The organism is Jeotgalibacillus sp. ET6 (assembly GCF_029667115.1).
Classification (GTDB): Bacteria; Bacillota; Bacilli; order Bacillales; family Jeotgalibacillaceae; genus Jeotgalibacillus.
In genome coordinates this window covers 430,457-447,052 of the sequence record NZ_JARUIU010000003.1, presented here as the reverse complement: position 1 = coordinate 447,052, position 16,596 = coordinate 430,457, and the positions used below count along the sequence as shown (strand labels likewise).

General features: G+C 43.6%; 18 protein-coding genes. 13 read left to right on the top strand and 5 right to left on the bottom strand.

The window, feature by feature from the left end:
- Positions 1–30 precede the first annotated feature (30 nt).
- The 5 genes from P6709_RS11095 to P6709_RS11075 all read left to right on the top strand — a co-directional run bounded on the left by P6709_RS11095 (position 31) and on the right by P6709_RS11075 (position 2,101).
- Positions 31–483, top strand: a complete 453-nt coding sequence (locus P6709_RS11095) for a DinB family protein (protein WP_278240993.1) — start codon at positions 31–33, stop codon at positions 481–483.
- On the top strand, positions 480–1,217 hold the full coding sequence (locus P6709_RS11090) for a hypothetical protein (protein ID WP_278240992.1): 738 nt from the start codon (positions 480–482) through the stop codon (positions 1,215–1,217). The genes P6709_RS11095 and P6709_RS11090 overlap by 4 nt, the downstream gene beginning before the upstream one ends.
- Positions 1,218–1,329: 112 nt before the next feature.
- Entirely contained in the window at positions 1,330–1,536 is a 207-nt protein-coding gene (locus P6709_RS11085) for a helix-turn-helix transcriptional regulator (RefSeq protein ID WP_278240991.1), read from the top strand.
- Positions 1,536–1,916 (top strand): permease, encoded by a 381-nt coding sequence (locus tag P6709_RS11080; RefSeq protein WP_278240990.1) that lies wholly within the window; start codon positions 1,536–1,538, stop codon positions 1,914–1,916. Before P6709_RS11085 ends, P6709_RS11080 begins: the two co-directional genes overlap by 1 nt.
- A 14-nt stretch (positions 1,917–1,930) precedes the next feature.
- Entirely contained in the window at positions 1,931–2,101 is a 171-nt protein-coding gene (locus tag P6709_RS11075) for a hypothetical protein (RefSeq protein WP_278240989.1), read from the top strand.
- Between the two features lie 213 nt (positions 2,102–2,314).
- Here P6709_RS11075 and P6709_RS11070 read toward each other — a convergent pair whose 3' ends face one another.
- Positions 2,315–2,650, bottom strand: a complete 336-nt coding sequence (locus tag P6709_RS11070) for a winged helix-turn-helix transcriptional regulator (protein ID WP_278240988.1) — start codon at positions 2,648–2,650, stop codon at positions 2,315–2,317.
- 118 nt (positions 2,651–2,768) lie between these two features.
- Here P6709_RS11070 and P6709_RS11065 point away from each other — a divergent pair, with 118 nt between their 5' ends.
- Positions 2,769–3,263, top strand: coding sequence for a lactoylglutathione lyase family protein (locus tag P6709_RS11065; RefSeq protein ID WP_278240987.1), 495 nt, complete (start codon positions 2,769–2,771; stop codon positions 3,261–3,263).
- Positions 3,264–3,497: 234 nt separating this feature from the next.
- Complete coding sequence (locus P6709_RS11060) at positions 3,498–6,713, top strand: DEAD/DEAH box helicase (protein ID WP_278240986.1); 3,216 nt, start codon at positions 3,498–3,500, stop codon at positions 6,711–6,713.
- 285 nt (positions 6,714–6,998) lie between these two features.
- Here the strand turns inward: P6709_RS11060 and P6709_RS11055 are convergent, their stop codons facing one another.
- Positions 6,999–8,732, bottom strand: a complete 1,734-nt coding sequence (locus tag P6709_RS11055; protein ID WP_278240985.1) for an ABC transporter ATP-binding protein — start codon at positions 8,730–8,732, stop codon at positions 6,999–7,001.
- Positions 8,733–9,040: 308 nt separating this feature from the next.
- Here P6709_RS11055 and P6709_RS11050 point away from each other — a divergent pair, with 308 nt between their 5' ends.
- A complete protein-coding gene (locus P6709_RS11050; RefSeq protein ID WP_278240984.1) occupies positions 9,041–9,736 on the top strand; it encodes a hypothetical protein in 696 nt (231 codons plus the stop codon).
- Entirely contained in the window at positions 9,736–10,485 is a 750-nt protein-coding gene (locus P6709_RS11045; protein ID WP_278240983.1) for a hypothetical protein, read from the top strand. Before P6709_RS11050 ends, P6709_RS11045 begins: the two co-directional genes overlap by 1 nt.
- A 17-nt stretch (positions 10,486–10,502) precedes the next feature.
- On the opposite strand, the gene P6709_RS11040 is transcribed toward P6709_RS11045, so the two are convergent.
- Positions 10,503–11,315 (bottom strand): cytochrome c oxidase assembly protein, encoded by an 813-nt coding sequence (locus tag P6709_RS11040; protein WP_278240982.1) that lies wholly within the window; start codon positions 11,313–11,315, stop codon positions 10,503–10,505.
- A 15-nt stretch (positions 11,316–11,330) separates the two neighbouring features.
- Positions 11,331–11,807, bottom strand: coding sequence for a DUF2243 domain-containing protein (locus P6709_RS11035; protein ID WP_278240981.1), 477 nt, complete (start codon positions 11,805–11,807; stop codon positions 11,331–11,333).
- A 101-nt stretch (positions 11,808–11,908) separates the two neighbouring features.
- Between P6709_RS11035 and P6709_RS11030 the strand changes: the two genes are divergently transcribed.
- From P6709_RS11030 to P6709_RS11020, 3 genes are all read left to right on the top strand, one after another.
- Positions 11,909–12,541: a zinc dependent phospholipase C family protein gene (locus tag P6709_RS11030; RefSeq protein WP_278240980.1), complete on the top strand. Its 633-nt coding sequence runs from the start codon at positions 11,909–11,911 to the stop codon at positions 12,539–12,541.
- Entirely contained in the window at positions 12,534–13,253 is a 720-nt protein-coding gene (locus tag P6709_RS11025) for a nucleotidyltransferase domain-containing protein (RefSeq protein WP_278240979.1), read from the top strand. Before P6709_RS11030 ends, P6709_RS11025 begins: the two co-directional genes overlap by 8 nt.
- A gap of 153 nt (positions 13,254–13,406) precedes the next feature.
- Positions 13,407–15,200: a methyl-accepting chemotaxis protein gene (locus P6709_RS11020; protein ID WP_278240978.1), complete on the top strand. Its 1,794-nt coding sequence runs from the start codon at positions 13,407–13,409 to the stop codon at positions 15,198–15,200.
- 254 nt (positions 15,201–15,454) lie between these two features.
- Here P6709_RS11020 and P6709_RS11015 read toward each other — a convergent pair whose 3' ends face one another.
- Entirely contained in the window at positions 15,455–16,018 is a 564-nt protein-coding gene (locus tag P6709_RS11015; RefSeq protein ID WP_278240977.1) for a glutathione peroxidase, read from the bottom strand.
- Between the two features lie 208 nt (positions 16,019–16,226).
- Here P6709_RS11015 and P6709_RS11010 point away from each other — a divergent pair, with 208 nt between their 5' ends.
- Positions 16,227–16,535 (top strand): hypothetical protein, encoded by a 309-nt coding sequence (locus P6709_RS11010; RefSeq protein WP_278240976.1) that lies wholly within the window; start codon positions 16,227–16,229, stop codon positions 16,533–16,535.
- Positions 16,536–16,596 lie beyond the last annotated feature (61 nt).

Sequence of the window (16,596 nt, the reverse complement as noted above, 5' to 3'; positions counted from 1 at the left end):
TGGAAGGCTGATAAGAGGAGAGAGTGAAAAATGAATAAAACAATAAAGCAATTTGAAAAGGCTATTTCATTCATTGAACCATTAAAAAAGTATCCGGAAGCTTTCTTAACCGAACCCATCCAGGACGGAAAGTGGTCGATTAGAGAAATTGCAGGCCATCTTTATTATTGGGATAAGTATAATTTTGAAAAAATGGTGCCAGAAATGGAAGACGGCGTTCGCCTTCCTGAATTTCCTGACCATGACTGGTACAATGCAGAAGGACTGCGTTTCCTTGAAGGTATATCGGCGAAAGCTGTGATCGATTTATTTATACGGATGCGAAACGCATTGGTGGAGAAAATTTCAGCGGTAGATGAGGACTTGAGTTTTACAATAGGCAGCGGAAAACGAACATTTTCACCGGAAAGCTTTATCCGGATGTTTGTCGAGCATGATCGCCACCATTTAAAGCAGATAGAAGGAAAGGTCGATTTGCTGTGAAAAAAATAGTAGCTTTTGAAAGCGCGGAGGAGGGGGCATTATATGAACCTCTTATTTCCCGCATGATGAACCGTTTAGAAGCATATAGAAAATTCCTGGAGAAGAAATTTCGTTTAACTACCTGTCCGAAGGGAGTCATCTGGACAAGCAGCGAGCTGGCAACTGAATTCTTTTCTTCTATTCCAATTCCTGCTTATGCACGGGAGGATTTTATCTACATCACTCCTGATCTGAATGCCTGGCAGGAGCTTATGCTGCGCCAGCTGGAGGACAAAGATCTGCCTGAAGTGCGGGCATATTATGAGCAATTTAGTGAAGATGATTTGTTTGAAATTCTTGCTCATGAACTGACCCATTACATTGACTTATTTGTAGATGAGTTCGATGACGATCGGACAGACAGTATCTGGTTTGAGGAGGGCATGTGCTTCTACCTGCCACGTAAATATGGATTTTCGGAAAATTACTTTAAAAAAATCACCGAAATAGAAGGGAAACTGGCTGAGGCATTTAGCAGAGAGTATGCTCACCGGTCCCTGGATGATTTCGGTTCTGAAAGCTATCAGTCTTCTCTTTCAAGCATCATGTTTGATTACTGGAGAAGCTATTTGACTGTGTTTTCTCTCGTCCAAAGAGTAGGGGGAGATGAACAAAAACTTTTTTCTCTTTACCTCGAATGGGATCGTACCGGAAGACAAACAAGCTTAACAAAATACTTTTCTATTCATGGCTGAAAGCTTCTGCGTTGCAGAGGTTTTTTTTATGCATTTTTCTTTAAGAATGTAAAGGTAACTTGACGTAAAGGAAGCTTTACTTTATGATCGAATGACAAGGAGGTGCGAAAAATTGAAAAACCGATTGGCGGAGTATCGCAAAGGCAAATCCTTATCACAGGATAAGCTGGCTGAGCTGCTGAAGGTGTCTCGGCAAACCATTATTTCAATTGAGAAAAACCGCTATTCTCCGTCACTTCCCCTTGCATTTCAAATTGCAAGAATCTTTCAAACCACCATCGAAGATATATTTATATATGAAGAGGAGGACTGTGACTGATGACTGATTATTATCCGCGTACGTTTTTTATTGCCGGAATTTTTCTGGCGTTTTTTGGGGGCTTATTAATTTTTGCGGGGATTATGGCAGACGCTCCTCCTTTACCCGCTGCGTATATGCAGTTGGCGCTTGCCGTCGTATCTTTTTGCATGAGCTATTTGTATCCGCAATTTAAACAAAAAGATGAAAGAATGAAGGAGATACGTAAACAAGGAGTTTACTATTCTTATTTTGCTATTTTAGGCTACCTTTTTCTTTTTCTCCTTCTTCTTCAATTGAATTTGATTTCCTGGGATGCACTTCTCATCTTGAATGTGCTGTCTGCATTGGCAATTTCAACTGTGTTTGTGTCATGGGTAATTCTTGCAAAACGTTATTAACAGGAGGTGAGAAGATGGAGTGGCTGTTTCCTGTGCTGGCTCTTATAGGCTTTTTATTGCTTTTTTCAGTAACCAGGCGTAATACAAGCAATGGATCTTTATCCAAAAAAGGGTTTATTCAGTTTATGGCAGCTGCTGCAGCGCTCTTTGCAGCAGTGATCGGAATTGTTTATTTTCTCAGCTAAAAAGATTCACAGCGTAGAGAAAAAATGGTTTTGATGGGGTGCCCGAAGAAATTTTATTCAGAGGTGACGGTTGCTTGAGACTTTTGCCAGGCAAAAGAAGTCTCAACCAACCGTCCCTGCTGAAGCGTATACCTTAAATTCAGCAAACCGGTCAAATAGCCTTAAACACATTTGTCCCGCGGTTCTATTTAGAGACTTATGGGATATCCCCAATCATCTGCCCTCCCCGGTCCCCCATTCATGCATCGCTTCAAGCACAGGCTTTAATGTGCGTCCTTTTTCAGAAATGGAATATTCTACTTTTGGAGGCATTTCGTTGTATTGTGTCCGGATGATTAGTCCGTCCTGTTCAAGTTCCTTGAGCTGCTGGCTGAGCATTTTATGGGTAATGCCGGGAAGCAGTCTTCTCAGCGCATTATACCGCTGGGTTCCATCCGTCAAGACATGCCAGAGAATGACGAGCTTCCATTTTCCTCCGACTTTATTTAACGTATATTCAATGGAGCATTTCAGCTTCCCGTTTTCATCAACCTCAATTTCATGTGACACTGTATTGTTCCCTCCAATACTACCTTTTTGGATAGTATCTTCCCAAAAAGTGCATTCTATTTTGTAGAAGAATACCCGTTTATACTAAGGGAGTCAAATCAAAAAGGAGGCAGTGTTTATGACAACGTATCCAAGAAACTTTTCACATATTGGTTTATCTGTGCCAGATTTAGATGCAGCAGTAACATTCTATAAAGAGGTCTTCGGATGGTATATTCTGATGGAGCCATCACCTGTCTACAATGATGATACGCCAATTGGTCAAATGTGCCGTGACGTATTCGGGAAGGACTGGGAGGAATTTCGAATTGCCCACCTTTCAACAGGTGATAAAATTGGCATTGAATTATTTGAATTTCCTCAAAGTGAAAAGCCGGACAATAATTTCGAGTATTGGAAAACCGGCATCTTTCATTTCTGTGTCCAGGATCCGGATATTGAAGGACTGGTAAAAAAAATTCTTGCCCACGGAGGAAAGCAGCGTATGCCAATCCGTGAATACTATCCAAATGATAAGCCATATAAGATGGTCTATGTAGAAGATCCATTTGGAAATATCTTTGAAATTTATACGCACAGCTATGAGATGACCTATTCGCAAGGGGCATACTAAGGCAGCAGGTTAAAAAACCTTTCAAGCCCGGATAACCCTGATGGTCTTCAAAGCCGAAAAAAAGACATTATTTTAAGCTAATAAAACCACCAGTCGCCCTGTTTCAGGATGACGGGTGGTTTTTTAGGTTAAGCTTACTTCGTTATGATAGCCCGAAATTGAATCCTGCCTCTTCAATGGTGCCATGTTATGATAAGTCTTAAGATCTTGCCTCTCGGAAAGGAGTGCGGCCTGGTGAACATACGGCTGAATAAAAAAATCATTAAAGAAAACTGTGGAACCGTCTCCTTCAGCCGGGGGGAGGCTTTTTACCGTTCGAATAAAGTACATATAAAAAGATACAGTGACACAGCATGTGAGGCGGTTGTCTCAGCAAAAGAGGAGTTTTACGTAACCATAAACCAAAACGGTAGTGGCTATGAGGCTTCCTGCAGCTGTCCAACACTTGCTTCCTATGATAAAGACTGTCAGCATACGGCAGCTGTTTTGCTGTGGATGCTAGAAGAAGAGAAGAAGGGATCCCAGGCACTACCTGAATCCATTACGACTGAACCATCTGACCGGCATGAATTAACAGAGGGCCTGATGACACTTTTTACAGGCGAAGCTTCAAGAGGAAGCGGGCAGCAGCCTCATTTTGAAACCCGCAAAAAAATAGAAGTGCATTTCATTTTGTCTCCCATTGCGGTAAAAAAAGGGGAGAACCTGATTGCCGTTGAAGCGAAAATTGAGGACGCTCCCGTAAAAGAAATTCGTGCATTTCTTCAGCATGTAAAAGAACGGACTCCATTCAGCGTTTCATCAACCGTTATATACGACACGTCAGAGCACTACTTTGACCCCGTATCAGACGCAGTGATCTCGCAGCTGGTCGATGCGTTGAAGGATGATACCTTAAATAATGATTCTCTCTATCAAAATATGGCGAACACCGCAGGAACTCATTTAATGGCAATACCGCCTTCTGCGTGGAAAGCCATAAAACCTTCCCTATTGAAATCACCGGATGTAACGCTTGTCTACCGGAACAAGACGGTTCAAGGCCTGCAAGTGTCAGATGACAGGCTGCCATTGCAGTTTGTTTTAACAAAGTCCGAAGATGAGCGCTATCAGCTTGCGATCAACGGAATGCATGAACTGGTCCTTATGCAGCCCTATTTTGCTGTCATAGCAGACGGGGAGTGGGTTGAGCTGAAAGAAGAGGACAGCAAGCGGCTGAATGATTTAAAAAGCATGCTTGATGCGTCCAAAGCAAGCCGCATACCGGTTCCGCCAGAACAAGTCGATCTTTTTTTAGAAAAAGTAGTGCCGGGACTTAAAAAGCTGGGCGACGTTGTACTTCATGGGCTGCCTTCAGGTTCATTTGAAAAAAAACCACTGAAAGCAAAGCTGTATCTTGACCGTGTAAAGGACCGTCTGCTGGCAGGACTCGAATTCTGTTATGGTGAAGTGACGATTAACCCGCTTGAAGATCAAAAACGCTGGACCGGCTCACTTCTTGCCAGGGAGAAAGAAAAAGAAGAAGAAATCCTGCAGATGATGAAAGAAAGTGAGTTTACCGAAACGGACAGTGGCTATTATCTTCATAATGAAGCGCTGGAATATCAATTTCTGCACCATATGGTTCCTAAAATGCAAGGTCTCGTTCAGCTGTACGCAACCACAGCCATTCGAAACCGGATCTTCCGTGAACACGCACCGCCGAAAATCAGTGTAAGGATTAAAAAGGAACGGACAAACTGGCTTGAATTTAAATTTGAAATGGAAGGCTTTCCCGAAAGAGAAATCCGTGCGCTTTTGGCAGCTCTTGAAGAAAAAAGAACGTATTACCGTTTGCGCAATGGCTCTCTTTTTTCCCTGGAAACAAAGGAAATAGACGAAATCAGACGCTTTTTACATGCAGCGCCCATTCAGCCTGAAGAACTGGAAAAAGAGTTTGAAATGCCCCTGGTAAAGGGATTGCGTCTGCTTGACAGCATAGAAGATCAAAATCTCGTACAGCTGGAGCAGTCGTTCAAGCAATTCCTCTCTCAAATGGAGCATCCCGAGCAATTGACCTTTGAACTGCCGGAATCTCTTAAGCCGGTGCTGAGAGACTATCAAAAGAACGGCTACAATTGGCTGAAGCTTTTGGCGGGCTATGGCTTCGGCGGTATTCTGGCAGATGATATGGGGCTTGGCAAAACGCTTCAAAGCATTGCCTATTTAGTATCGGAGCTGCCGGTCATGCGTCAAAACAATCAGCAGGCTCTTATTGTGTGTCCGTCATCTGTTACGTATAACTGGCTGAAAGAATTTATGCAGTTTGCACCGGAGCTTGAAGCAGTTGTGCTTGATGGAAGTGCTGCTGAGAGAGAGGAAATACAAAAGGAATCCGATCCTGTCGACGTGCTGATCACTTCGTACCCCTTGCTTCGAAAAGATGTAAAGTGGTTTGAAGAAAAAAAGTTTCATACCGTCTTCTTTGATGAAGCACAGGCGTTTAAAAATCCTGTCACACAAACAGCGCGTGCGGTAAAAAGAGTGCAGGCAGACCACCGCTTTGCCCTTACCGGAACCCCTGTTGAAAATTCGATTGAAGAGCTGTGGTCGATTTTTCACGTTGTTTTTCCGGAGCTATTTCAAGGGCTGAAAGAATACAGTCATCTAACCCGTAAAACCATCGCCAGACGAGTCCGTCCTTTTATGCTACGCAGAATGAAAGAGGATGTACTGGAGGAGCTGCCGGAAAAACTGGAGCTGCTTGAATCAAAGGAACTGTTGCCGGAGCAGAAAAAACTGTATGCAGCCTATCTGGCTAAGCTGCGGCATGATACATTAAAGCATCTGGATAAAGACACACTCAGGAAAAATCGCATTAAAATCCTGGCAGGGCTGACAAGACTCCGTCAAATCTGCTGTCATCCCGCTCTTTTTGTGGATGGCTACACAGGAAAATCAGCTAAGTTTGAACAGCTTCTTCAGCTTTTAGAAGAATCGAGAATGTCAGGCAGAAGAGTGCTGGTATTTTCACAATTTACAAAGATGCTTGGCATGATCGGCAAAGAATTAACGCTGCAGGGCCGTTCCTTTTTCTATTTAGACGGCAAGACGCCATCAGATGAAAGAGTAGATATTTGCCGGAAATTTAATGAAGGGGAACGTGAGCTGATCCTGGTATCTCTGAAAGCAGGGGGGACAGGGCTGAATTTAACGGGGGCCGATACCGTCATCTTGTACGATACATGGTGGAATCCGGCAGTAGAAGAACAGGCTGCCGACCGTGCTCACCGGATGGGGCAGAAAAAAGCTGTTCAAGTGATTAAGCTCATCGCCCGGGGAACCATCGAGGAAAAAATGAACGAACTGCAGGACAAAAAGCGGCATTTAATTGAAGAGCTGATTGATCGTGACAAAAATGAATCAGCTGCGTTAACAGAGGAAGATATACGTGAACTCCTGCGCGTTTAAATCACAACGGTAAGAGCGTTTGTGAAAGCATCACTGCTCCTGGCCTGTAAAAAAGAGTTTGGGTATTACTAAAAAAGTTTACTAATGAGGGAGTATATATTTATAGGTATGAGGTGAGCGGAGCGGAGGGAGGCGACTCCTGCAAGATATGACGGCAAGCTGAGACTTTACTGGGCCTTGCCCTGAAAAGGCTCAAGCCACCGTCCCTGCGGAAAGCGTCCGGCTGAAGCGCAGTGAACCGGTCAAGGAGCCTAAAAAAAGTTTTTTCCCAGGCTCCTTTTTGGTTTAGGTAAGCTGCTGTTCAGCAAACTCACGGTACAGATCATGGTTTGCCACAAGCTCAGCGTGCGTGCCGATTCCTGTGATTTCACCTTTTTCAATAAAAATGATTTTGTCTGAGTCTACGATGGTGGAAAGTCTATGCGCGATGACAAATGTGGTTCTTCCTTCCATCAGACGCGCGAGGGCCTGCTGAACAATGCCTTCTGACTGGCTGTCGAGGCTCGCTGTTGCTTCATCCATCATCAGGATTTTAGGATCCCGCAAAAATGCGCGGGCAATTGCGATCCGCTGCCTTTGACCTCCTGAAAGCTTCACCCCGCGTTCTCCTACTTCTGTATCCAATCCCTTTGGAAATTCTCTGATAAACGGAGCAGCATAGGCCATTTCGGCTACTTCCCATAAGCGGTCATCTGTAATCTGCTCTTTTTCCTCAAGCCCGTAGCACAGATTTTCACGAATGGTTCCAGCCATCATTGGACTGTCCTGTGAAACATAGCCGATCTGACTTCTCCAGGAATCCATCGAAAGGTCTTCGATCGGGGTGTCCCCAATTAAAATTCTTCCGCTTGTCGGCTCATAAAAACGTTCGATTAACCCAAACATCGTCGTTTTCCCGCCGCCGCTTGGTCCGGCAAAGGCAACCATTTCACCCGGCTGCGCTTCAAAGGAAACACCTCTTAAAATCGGTTCATTTTCATCATATGAAAATGATACACCCTGTACACGAACCGGCTGGTTGGTGATATCGACATCAAGTCCTGTTCGTCCCTTTTCTAAAGGCAGCTCAATAATTTCAATAATCCGTTCAGTTGCTCCTTTTGCTTTTTGGAGCTGAGTGAAGAACATAGCAAAGGATGTAATAGGAAAAACAATCTGGAATAAATAAAGTAAAAAGGCGACGAGTGAACCAGTGCTCATAGAGCCTTCCGCAACACGGATTCCACCATAACCAATGATGACTACAATGACGACCATGACAACCAGGTAAATTAAAGGACCAATCATGGCGAAAATCCGCATTTCCTTTAATCCGTAAGAAAACAGCGTTTGAATTCCCGCAGTTCCTTTAGAACCTTCCGCCACCTCTGCATTGGAAGCTTTCATTAACCGAATTTCACTCAATGTCTGCTGAATACTCCCAGTAAAAACAGCTGTTTCATCCTGAAGTCCCTTGGAAATTTTATTCATTTTCTTTCCGAGGGGCAGCATGATGCCAACGGTCACAGGAACCGAAATTAACATTAACAGTGTCATTCTCCAGTCCATGAAAAGAAGAATGATAACGGCGCCAATAATCGTAATGATCCCTGTAATAAACTGAGGGAAATGCTGGGAGATCAGATCTTTTACAATCCCGGTGTCATTCACTACCCTGCTGACAGATTCTCCGCTTGCTTTTTTATCAAAATAACTGACAGGCAGCCGAATCAGCTTCTTCCACATCATTTCCCGCATGTTAGCTACAACTTTTTGACCGACATAACCAAGTAAATACGTTGAAAATCCGTCCGTCAGCGCCTGAATGATAAAAACGGCTCCGATCAATACAATTAATCCAACACTGAGCGATTCTACTGAAAATCCATCAACAAGTTCGCGTGTCAGCAATGGGATCATTAAACCGACAAGTGTGGTGACTATACTCCCGACAAGCCCGATGGTCAGTGCCGCCTTTGGTATTTTGGTGGATAATATAAGAGAAATAAAAGGCTTTAAGCTTGTTTGTTTTTCTTCCATACCATATCTCCTGACTAGATAAATTTAAACATGATTCTTTTTAACAGCTCTCATTCATCATACCTGTTTTTGTCCTCTTATTCTTCTGATTTGATTGATTCCTAACGAAAATGTGACCTTTTTTCCGCCTCTTTTCACAGGCTGTATAAATGATTCCTTTTCCATAATTGATCCTTGCATCCGCCATTGGGTTTCTTTACCATTAGCATAAGAACATTCACTGGTAAGTACAGTATCATCTGCCGATCGTCAGCTTATTCTTTGACAGGCAGCTGCAGCAAAAAAAGGGGGGAGATCCGATCATTAGTTTGGTTGATCAATTGGCATTGGTCTTAGGCTGGGGCATTATTCTTCTATTCGCCCTTCGCTTATATAAAAAGAAAGAAGAGAACGACGTTTCGATTTGGAAGGCGGTCATCGCGATCGCAGTGGGGCTTTTTTCGTTTTCAATCAATTTTCCTGTTTTCGGTGAAATAATCGGTCTGCCTATTTTTCCTCTGGGCGTATGGATGTTAATTTTTCTATTACGGAAAAGAGAATCGTCCTGGCATCGCTATCGTGCATTTGCATGGCTTGGATTTGGAGCAAATTTCGTTTTTTTAATCCTGACTTTGTTAACTATTCCTGCGCAAAGCCTGATCTATCCTGAGAATCAGCTCACTACATACATCAGCAAGATTGACGATGCTTCTCTTATCGCCCTTCATCCATCCGCTGGCAGCTCAACTCTTAATAAAGAAATTTTTGGTGAGCAGCTGGAAAAATCAAATCCCAAGTCTGTTCAAAGTGAAGAGTGGTATTACGAGACGGAGGTTGACCAGGAGATAGAAGACCGCAGCGAACGGTTTCCTTATCAGCTGGCTGGGGTTTCTGCGAAATGGGGAAGCGGATTTTCTTCTATTGTGTACATTGAAGAAGACGGCAAAGGGTTCTTGGTCACAAATGGTGCAGAGCAGCGGTATTTTCGGACGGACCAATCCATTTTGCAGGGAGGGGAAAATTAATGCGTAAAAAGTGGAAGTGGCTACTGATTGCCGTTCCCCTGATCCTGGTAACAGCCGGGGGCTTATATTATTCAGCTGTGGTAAAAAACCCGGATTCTTTTATGTCGGAGGACCGGATTATCAATGAAATCGACAGCCAGTTTCAAAATGGAAAAACACAAGAAATTTTAGATATTGATTTTTTAACTGACCGGCACGTATTTGTCCCGTTTCGTTCGGACAGAAATCAGTATGGCGTCGCTTATTGGGAGTGGAAGTTGAATGATTGGGAACTTATTTTGATCAGCTCTTCCGGAGAACCCAGTATAGTCACAACTAATGCAGGGGATCCGGCAAGTCAGTACGTCCTCTGGAATCTGCATCCGGATGACGAGGTTAAAAGGGCCGCTTTTTACCTGACCAGAAGGCGCAATTTTCAAGTTTTACAAGGAGAGCAGATGTATACTCCCCGCGTTCAAATGAAAGAAGAGATTGAATTTGAGAAATCCTATGGTTCTATGAAAATCCCTTCAGATTGGGGAACCTATATGACAAGTTATCAAGAGGCTTTAACACGGGAGGGTGGAGCGCCAGTAGACATGTTTAGTAATAATCCTCAGATGCACTTCACCTACGGGTGGATCCCTTATAACAGCCAGAATGAAATAGCGGAACTGAATCAAACAATGGGACAAAGCGGGTTTTCAAGCGGGTATTCTGAAACCATCCTGCAGCTGGATCCCTCAGAATTAGAGTCCGGCTCGGAATAAGGATAAAAGTGAAGGCGCTACTGAACAGCGCCTTCGCTTGTTTTCATTTCGTATGACGATGTGCGGGGCTTCGCTGCTTTATACCATTGATAGCATAAAATGATGATAATCATCACATCAATGGCATCCCCGCCATAATACATCAGCATACCGCCTGACTCTGCCTGTTGGGGAGCCACGCCTGCAGGGGGATTGGCATAGATATATTTCGATAAAATTCCGTGCCCGGCCAAAGCCGCAATTAAAACGACAGCCCTGTAAAGAAAGGGTGTGCGATGGCTGGCTGGATCAATATAAATCATGGAGATAGTAAATAAATATCCCGCTGCAAACACATGAAAATGGATGACAATATGTAGTAGCAGGGAATCGTGCATCGCAGAATAGAGAGTGGTTGTGTAAAGCAGCCACAGCCCTCCGATATTTAATACGGATGCTGTGATCGGATCACTTAAAAAGCGGACCGGCCGGCTTTTTAAAAGTCCGGATGTTTTTCTGCCGAGAGAAACAGGGACCGACCGCAAAAATAACGTCATGGGTGCTGAAAGGACAAGCAAAAGCGGTGCGAGCATGCCAAGCAGCAAATGGCCCAGCATATGAGCCGTAAAATCAGTATGCGCGCGCTCTGCAAGTGGGCCTGTTACAGCCGCGGCTGCACAGAGTACCCCAAGTACCCAAAGCACCGTGCGGTAATTCGGCCATTTTCTGCGCTGCCGGCTTGAAAGAATGGCGGCTGATATGTATAAAGCAATGGCCGCTGCAAAAGGAAGAAACCCTGCAAGGTCCGTCCAAACCCAGCCTGCAGCTTCGTGTGTATGATGATCATGCATATCAGCTTACTCCTCCTACATTTTTGGTCGTGTTTTTGCCACAAGATAGGCGCCAATAATGATCATCACAACTGCGGTTGCATTCCAAATCACATCATAGATCACCACATTTTCAACGTAACGGATCTGGTGGATGCGAAGCACTTTATGCTGAATGGTTCCGTCATACAGCTGAAAAATACCTGCACCTAAAAAAATACCGCCAATCCATCTTTTTTTCCAGAATGCTTTCCGCCTTCTCAGATCTGCAACTAAAAACAGTCCTCCCACAGTAGCAAACCAGCTAAATGCATGAAAAAGTCCATCGGATACCAGACCCACATCGGTTGTAGAACGATCGTAGAAATGATGCCAATGAAGCAGCTGATGAAAAACCGTTTCATCAAAAAAAGCAACAAAGCCCAGACCGACTAAAAACCCTGACCAAAAATTGCGGGCAGAATGATAAGAGCGGTCTTCATGGGCATATCTCCTATCCTTTAACGTTGTCATGAAATCTCCCTTCCCTGTTCCTCTTTTTCTTCCACTTTACCCCATATAAAAAATGTATAATCAAGATATTGCCAGAATAATTGAAAAAAGGAGTGAAAGCAATGGGATCCAGAATGATGCATCTGCTCATCTCCCACCGGGTCTCTCAGCAGATTCGAATAGAAAATAAAGCCTCCTTTATAGCGGGAGGAATTGCGCCAGATGCTGTTTCACCAAAGGAACGCTCCCATTTTTATGAGGGGGAGGTCAATGATTACTCCAGGTCAATTAACTATGCGGGATTCTTAAAAAAGTATGGCCATAACTCACCGTATCTTCTAGGCTATTATTCTCATTTAATCGCAGATGACCTGTGGCTGAAGGGCTTCTATCTGCCGTGGCTTAAAAACAGAATGAAAGCTGATTCATCCCTGTTCACCCGCTACCATCAGGACTTCGGTCTATTAAATGCAAAATTGCTTCAAGTCTATCCCTGCAGCCAGTATTTAAAAAATATATTAATGAAACCGATCCGCACAATGGACTTGGAAGAAGTGAGTCACTCACAGCTCACGGCCTTTATTCCTTCAGCTATCGAAGATTTGAACGCTGAACCTTCGTTAGCAGAAAAACCTCTGCGTGTTTTTACTGTTGATCAAATCGTGGGGTATATTGAAACGGCTGCAGATCAAAGTGTGCAAAAAATAAAACCATTAATTAACGGGTTCCAGGAAAGAGGAATACAGAATGACTGAGCGTTTAGAAGCAGTAAAAGCAGCAGAACAATTTATTAATCTGCATTATCCTCATTGTCAGGCCGCACTCTTAGCAGGAAGTGTCGTGCGAAAAGAAGCGACGGCTGCTTCAGATCTTGATATTGTGATTTTTGATCAGACAATAAAATCTTCTTATCGGTCCTCACACGTTGAAGGGGGTTGGCCCATTGAAGTATTTGTACACAGCATGGAATCCTACAAAGAGTTTTTCCGAAGTGACTGTGAACGCGCAAGGCCCTCTATGCCCAATATGGTCGCTGAGGGGCTGATACTAAAAAATAATGAGGAGCTTAGTGCGATCCGAAAAGAAGCGCAGGCACTGCTGGATAAAGGACCTGATCCTTGGGATAAAGAAACCCTAAAGCTTAAACGCTATTTTCTAACAGACGCACTGGAGGATTTAACCGGCAGCACAAGCAGGGAAGAGGATTTATTTATTGCCGGCACACTTCTTTTTCAGCTCAGTGACTTCATTCTGCGCACAAATCATCAATGGAGCGGGGATTCAAAATGGCAGATGAGGGCTTTAAAACGGTTTGATCCCGACCTTGCTGCTGAATTAGCAGGAGCATTTGATCGTTTTTACCAGAACGGGGAAAAAGAGACGATTGTACGAGTAACGGAGCGGATTTTGAAACCACATGGCGGTCTGCTGTTTGACGGGTTTTCGATAGGACAGATAGATGAATAGGAGGGTTCTCTTTGTTAAAAAACCTCCGTTTCTCACGGTTTATCAATCGATAAATAACAGAAATTTCAAACTTTCCATTGACGGGGCTATCTAGTTCGAATAACATAGTCTTTATTAGAACTATTTACCTATATATCGAGGAGAGATGTTGAAATGACAAGCTCAGTCGGAAAAAAATTAATCACAGCCTTTATTGTGGTTTCCATTATTTCTGCTGCATCCGGTGCGTATTCATTTTTCGTGATCAGAGAGATGAACCAGACCTTCACACAGGTTGCAGATACTTTTTTTGAAGCGAAGTCGTATGCCTTAAAGCTTGAAGGGGTTGTGCATGAACAAAACAATTCGTTTCGCGGGTATCTGTTAACCGGGTCGCAGGAGGATTTGGAAATATTTAATCAGTTGAACGAAGAAACAAACACCATTGCCAATGAGTTGAATCTTTTACTGGAAAATGAAGAATCCAAAGCGTTTTTGGATTCCATTATTCAAAAAAATTCATCCATGCTTGATGTCAGCAGAAATGTAACGGCGATTTATGATGCGACGCCGGAGGTTGGAATATCATTATCTACTAGTGATATGTCACCGCTCGCAGAAAAAATGGCGAATGAAGCCTCTGTATTTGTCGCAGATCTGGATGAGAAAATTAACAGCGATTTAGCAGGAGCTGCCCAAACGATGGAGCAGGCGCGCTTTTGGTCTGTTGTAATTACGCTCCTTGCACTTGCGATTGCTGTAGGAATCGGAGTCCTCTTAACTTCACGGATTACAAAGCCGTTAAAATCAATGAAAACGCTCGCTGAACAGATGGCACAGGGTGATTTAACCGACAATTCCAAACCTATGAAAGGGAAAGACGAAATTGCCGGGCTGCATCATTCCTTTCTGCAGATGAGAGATCATTTTAGAGGACTGATTCATCAAATATCCTTTAGTGCAACACAGGTCGCCGCGTCCTCGGAAGAATTACTGGCAAATGCTGAGCAGACTTCTCAGGCAACGGTGCAAACGGCCGCTTCCATCGAAGATATTTCAAAGGGCTCACATGATCAGATGAATGCATCTAATACGAGTGTACAAAGACTGGGTCTCATGACCACTGACGTTAGGGATATGTCCCAGCGATCAGAAACCATTGAAGGATATTCCGTTCAATCTCTTACTCACGCTGAAGATGGTGGACGTTTAGTAGAGGAAACCCTGAGCAATATGAATGCGATTGATCATTCTGTGCAAGCCTCCGACCAGGCCATTCAGGCGCTAACGTCAAGAGCAGATGAAATTGGAACGATATTGGATGTTATTCGCAGCATAGCCGACCAGACCAACTTGCTTGCGCTAAACGCTGCAATTGAAGCTGCACGGGCTGGCGAGCATGGAAGAGGATTTGCCGTTGTAGCAGATGAAGTACGGAAACTTGCTGAACAATCAGCCGGCTCCACTCATCAAATAAATGAATTGATTGAGGAGATGCAAAAAGAAACAGGTCAGTCTGTTCAAAAGATGAGCGATGTAAAAGAAGAAGTTACACGCGGACTTTCAACCGCAGCCAAAACGAAAGAGAAATTTCAATCTATCATTGAGTCGGTTCAATCAATGTCTACACAAATAGAGCAAATGAATCAAACGGCCCGATCCCTGTCAAACAACTCTGAGGAAGTTACCCAATCTGTTACGAATATGTCCGCTGTAGCAGATGAAACAAACAGCCATTCAGATACAGTAAGCGCTGCAGCACAGCAGACACTTGCCTCTATGGAAGAAGTCACGCAATCTGCTTCCTCACTTACAGACATGGCGGAAGAATTGCAGTCCTATGTAGGCCGGTTCATTCTTCCTCAAGAAGCAGCAGTTGGAAAAGATGATATGGAAGAAGATAATTGGAAAGAAGAAAATGGAACTGCAGATGAAACACTGGATGAGCATCATCATAAAACTGCGTAAACTAAATATAAGAAAAAAACAAGATGCGCGGTCAACTAAAAAAGTTTAAAAAATGAGGATATATTGATTACTAGTAGTAGGTGAGCGGAGCGGAAGGTGGCGACTCCTGCAGAACATGACAGCAAGCTGAGACTTCGCAGAGCGACGTCCAAGAAGGCTCAGCGCTGTCCCTGCGGAAAGCGTCTGCCTGAAGTGCAGCGAACCGGTCGCAGAGCTTGAGACCCTTTTGTCTCAGGCTCTTTACGCTTAACATTTTAATTATGTACTGCCGCTAATTGCTCTTCAATATCCGCTTCCATGTCAATAGGGTCAGATGTACACTCAAAGCGTTTGACCACCTCACCATCAGCGCTAATTAGAAACTTAGTGAAATTCCATTTGATCGAGTGGTCGTCCATCATGTATTCAGGATGTTTTTCGTTTAAAAGCGGGATGAGAACGCGGGCTACAGGATGAAATTTATTAAAGCCTTCAAATCTTTTTTGCCGGGATAAATACGTAAAAAGAGGATGAGCACCTTCGTCGCGCACTTTCACTTTTTGAAATAACGGAAATGATACACCGTAGTTCAGCAGGCAATTTGTTTCAATCTTATCGTTGGAGTCCGGCTCCTGATTATCAAACTGATTACAAGGGAATCCGGCTATAACAAACCCTTTATCCTTATACCGGTCATAAAGCTTCTGGAGGTCCTTATACTGATAGGTAAACCCGCATTTTCCTGCTGTGTTTACAATCAGCACTACTTTTCCCTTCAGGCTTTCAAGTGATTTTTCCTGTCCGTTCATGGCAAGTGCCGAGAATTCATAGATACTCATTTAGCTCACTCCGTTAATAGTATTTTAGTACCGCTACTTTAGACTTATTTAGAGTATACATTGAACCAATCTTATGTGACAAATCTAAGTGTGCAGCAAGTAAAATTAACCTAGGACTATTGGTTTGTTTTTCTAATTTATTCTTATCTAGTTGAAAAGCGGGTAATACATAAGGGTACAATCTTTTCACCGAAAAGGAGGAATTACCATGAAAAAAACAACGAAGAATATTGTAGCAGGTTCACTTATTTCAGCAGGTGCCGCAGCAGCGGTAGTGGGGTATCAGAAAATGAAAAAAACCGACCAAAATGATTTCTTAGAAGATACAGATATGCGCAACAGCAAGAAAATTGATCGTCAGGAAAGCGTTTTTGCTGAGGACACAGATAAAGAAGAAGGCCTGACTAAGCTCGATTCTGCTTATCGCGGAGAATGGCAGGCTAATGGTTTTCCTCAAACGCACGCTGAGCAGCAGGAGCTCGAAAAAGAACAGGCAGAAATCGATAATAATAAATAAAATCAACTATATATGGCTACAGAAAGCCGTCGTTCACTCCGTTAATCAGGAGCGAGCGGCG

What these genes read in the sequence shown, in the direction of transcription:
- P6709_RS11075 (WP_278240989.1), top strand. Translation starts at nt 1,931, where the DNA reads ATGGAGTGGCTGTTTCCTGTGCTGGCTCTTATAGGCTTTTTATTGCTT.
- P6709_RS11045 (WP_278240983.1), top strand. Translation starts at nt 9,736, where the DNA reads ATGCGTAAAAAGTGGAAGTGGCTACTGATTGCCGTTCCCCTGATCCTG.
- P6709_RS11035 (WP_278240981.1), bottom strand. Translation starts at nt 11,807, where the DNA reads ATGACAACGTTAAAGGATAGGAGATATGCCCATGAAGACCGCTCTTAT.
- P6709_RS11010 (WP_278240976.1), top strand. Translation starts at nt 16,227, where the DNA reads ATGAAAAAAACAACGAAGAATATTGTAGCAGGTTCACTTATTTCAGCA.
- P6709_RS11055 (WP_278240985.1), bottom strand. Translation starts at nt 8,732, where the DNA reads ATGGAAGAAAAACAAACAAGCTTAAAGCCTTTTATTTCTCTTATATTA.
- P6709_RS11025 (WP_278240979.1), top strand. Translation starts at nt 12,534, where the DNA reads ATGACTGAGCGTTTAGAAGCAGTAAAAGCAGCAGAACAATTTATTAAT.
- P6709_RS11095 (WP_278240993.1), top strand. Translation starts at nt 31, where the DNA reads ATGAATAAAACAATAAAGCAATTTGAAAAGGCTATTTCATTCATTGAA.
- P6709_RS11030 (WP_278240980.1), top strand. Translation starts at nt 11,909, where the DNA reads ATGGGATCCAGAATGATGCATCTGCTCATCTCCCACCGGGTCTCTCAG.
- P6709_RS11080 (WP_278240990.1), top strand. Translation starts at nt 1,536, where the DNA reads ATGACTGATTATTATCCGCGTACGTTTTTTATTGCCGGAATTTTTCTG.
- P6709_RS11015 (WP_278240977.1), bottom strand. Translation starts at nt 16,018, where the DNA reads ATGAGTATCTATGAATTCTCGGCACTTGCCATGAACGGACAGGAAAAA.
- P6709_RS11020 (WP_278240978.1), top strand. Translation starts at nt 13,407, where the DNA reads ATGACAAGCTCAGTCGGAAAAAAATTAATCACAGCCTTTATTGTGGTT.
- P6709_RS11040 (WP_278240982.1), bottom strand. Translation starts at nt 11,315, where the DNA reads ATGCATGATCATCATACACACGAAGCTGCAGGCTGGGTTTGGACGGAC.
- P6709_RS11065 (WP_278240987.1), top strand. Translation starts at nt 2,769, where the DNA reads ATGACAACGTATCCAAGAAACTTTTCACATATTGGTTTATCTGTGCCA.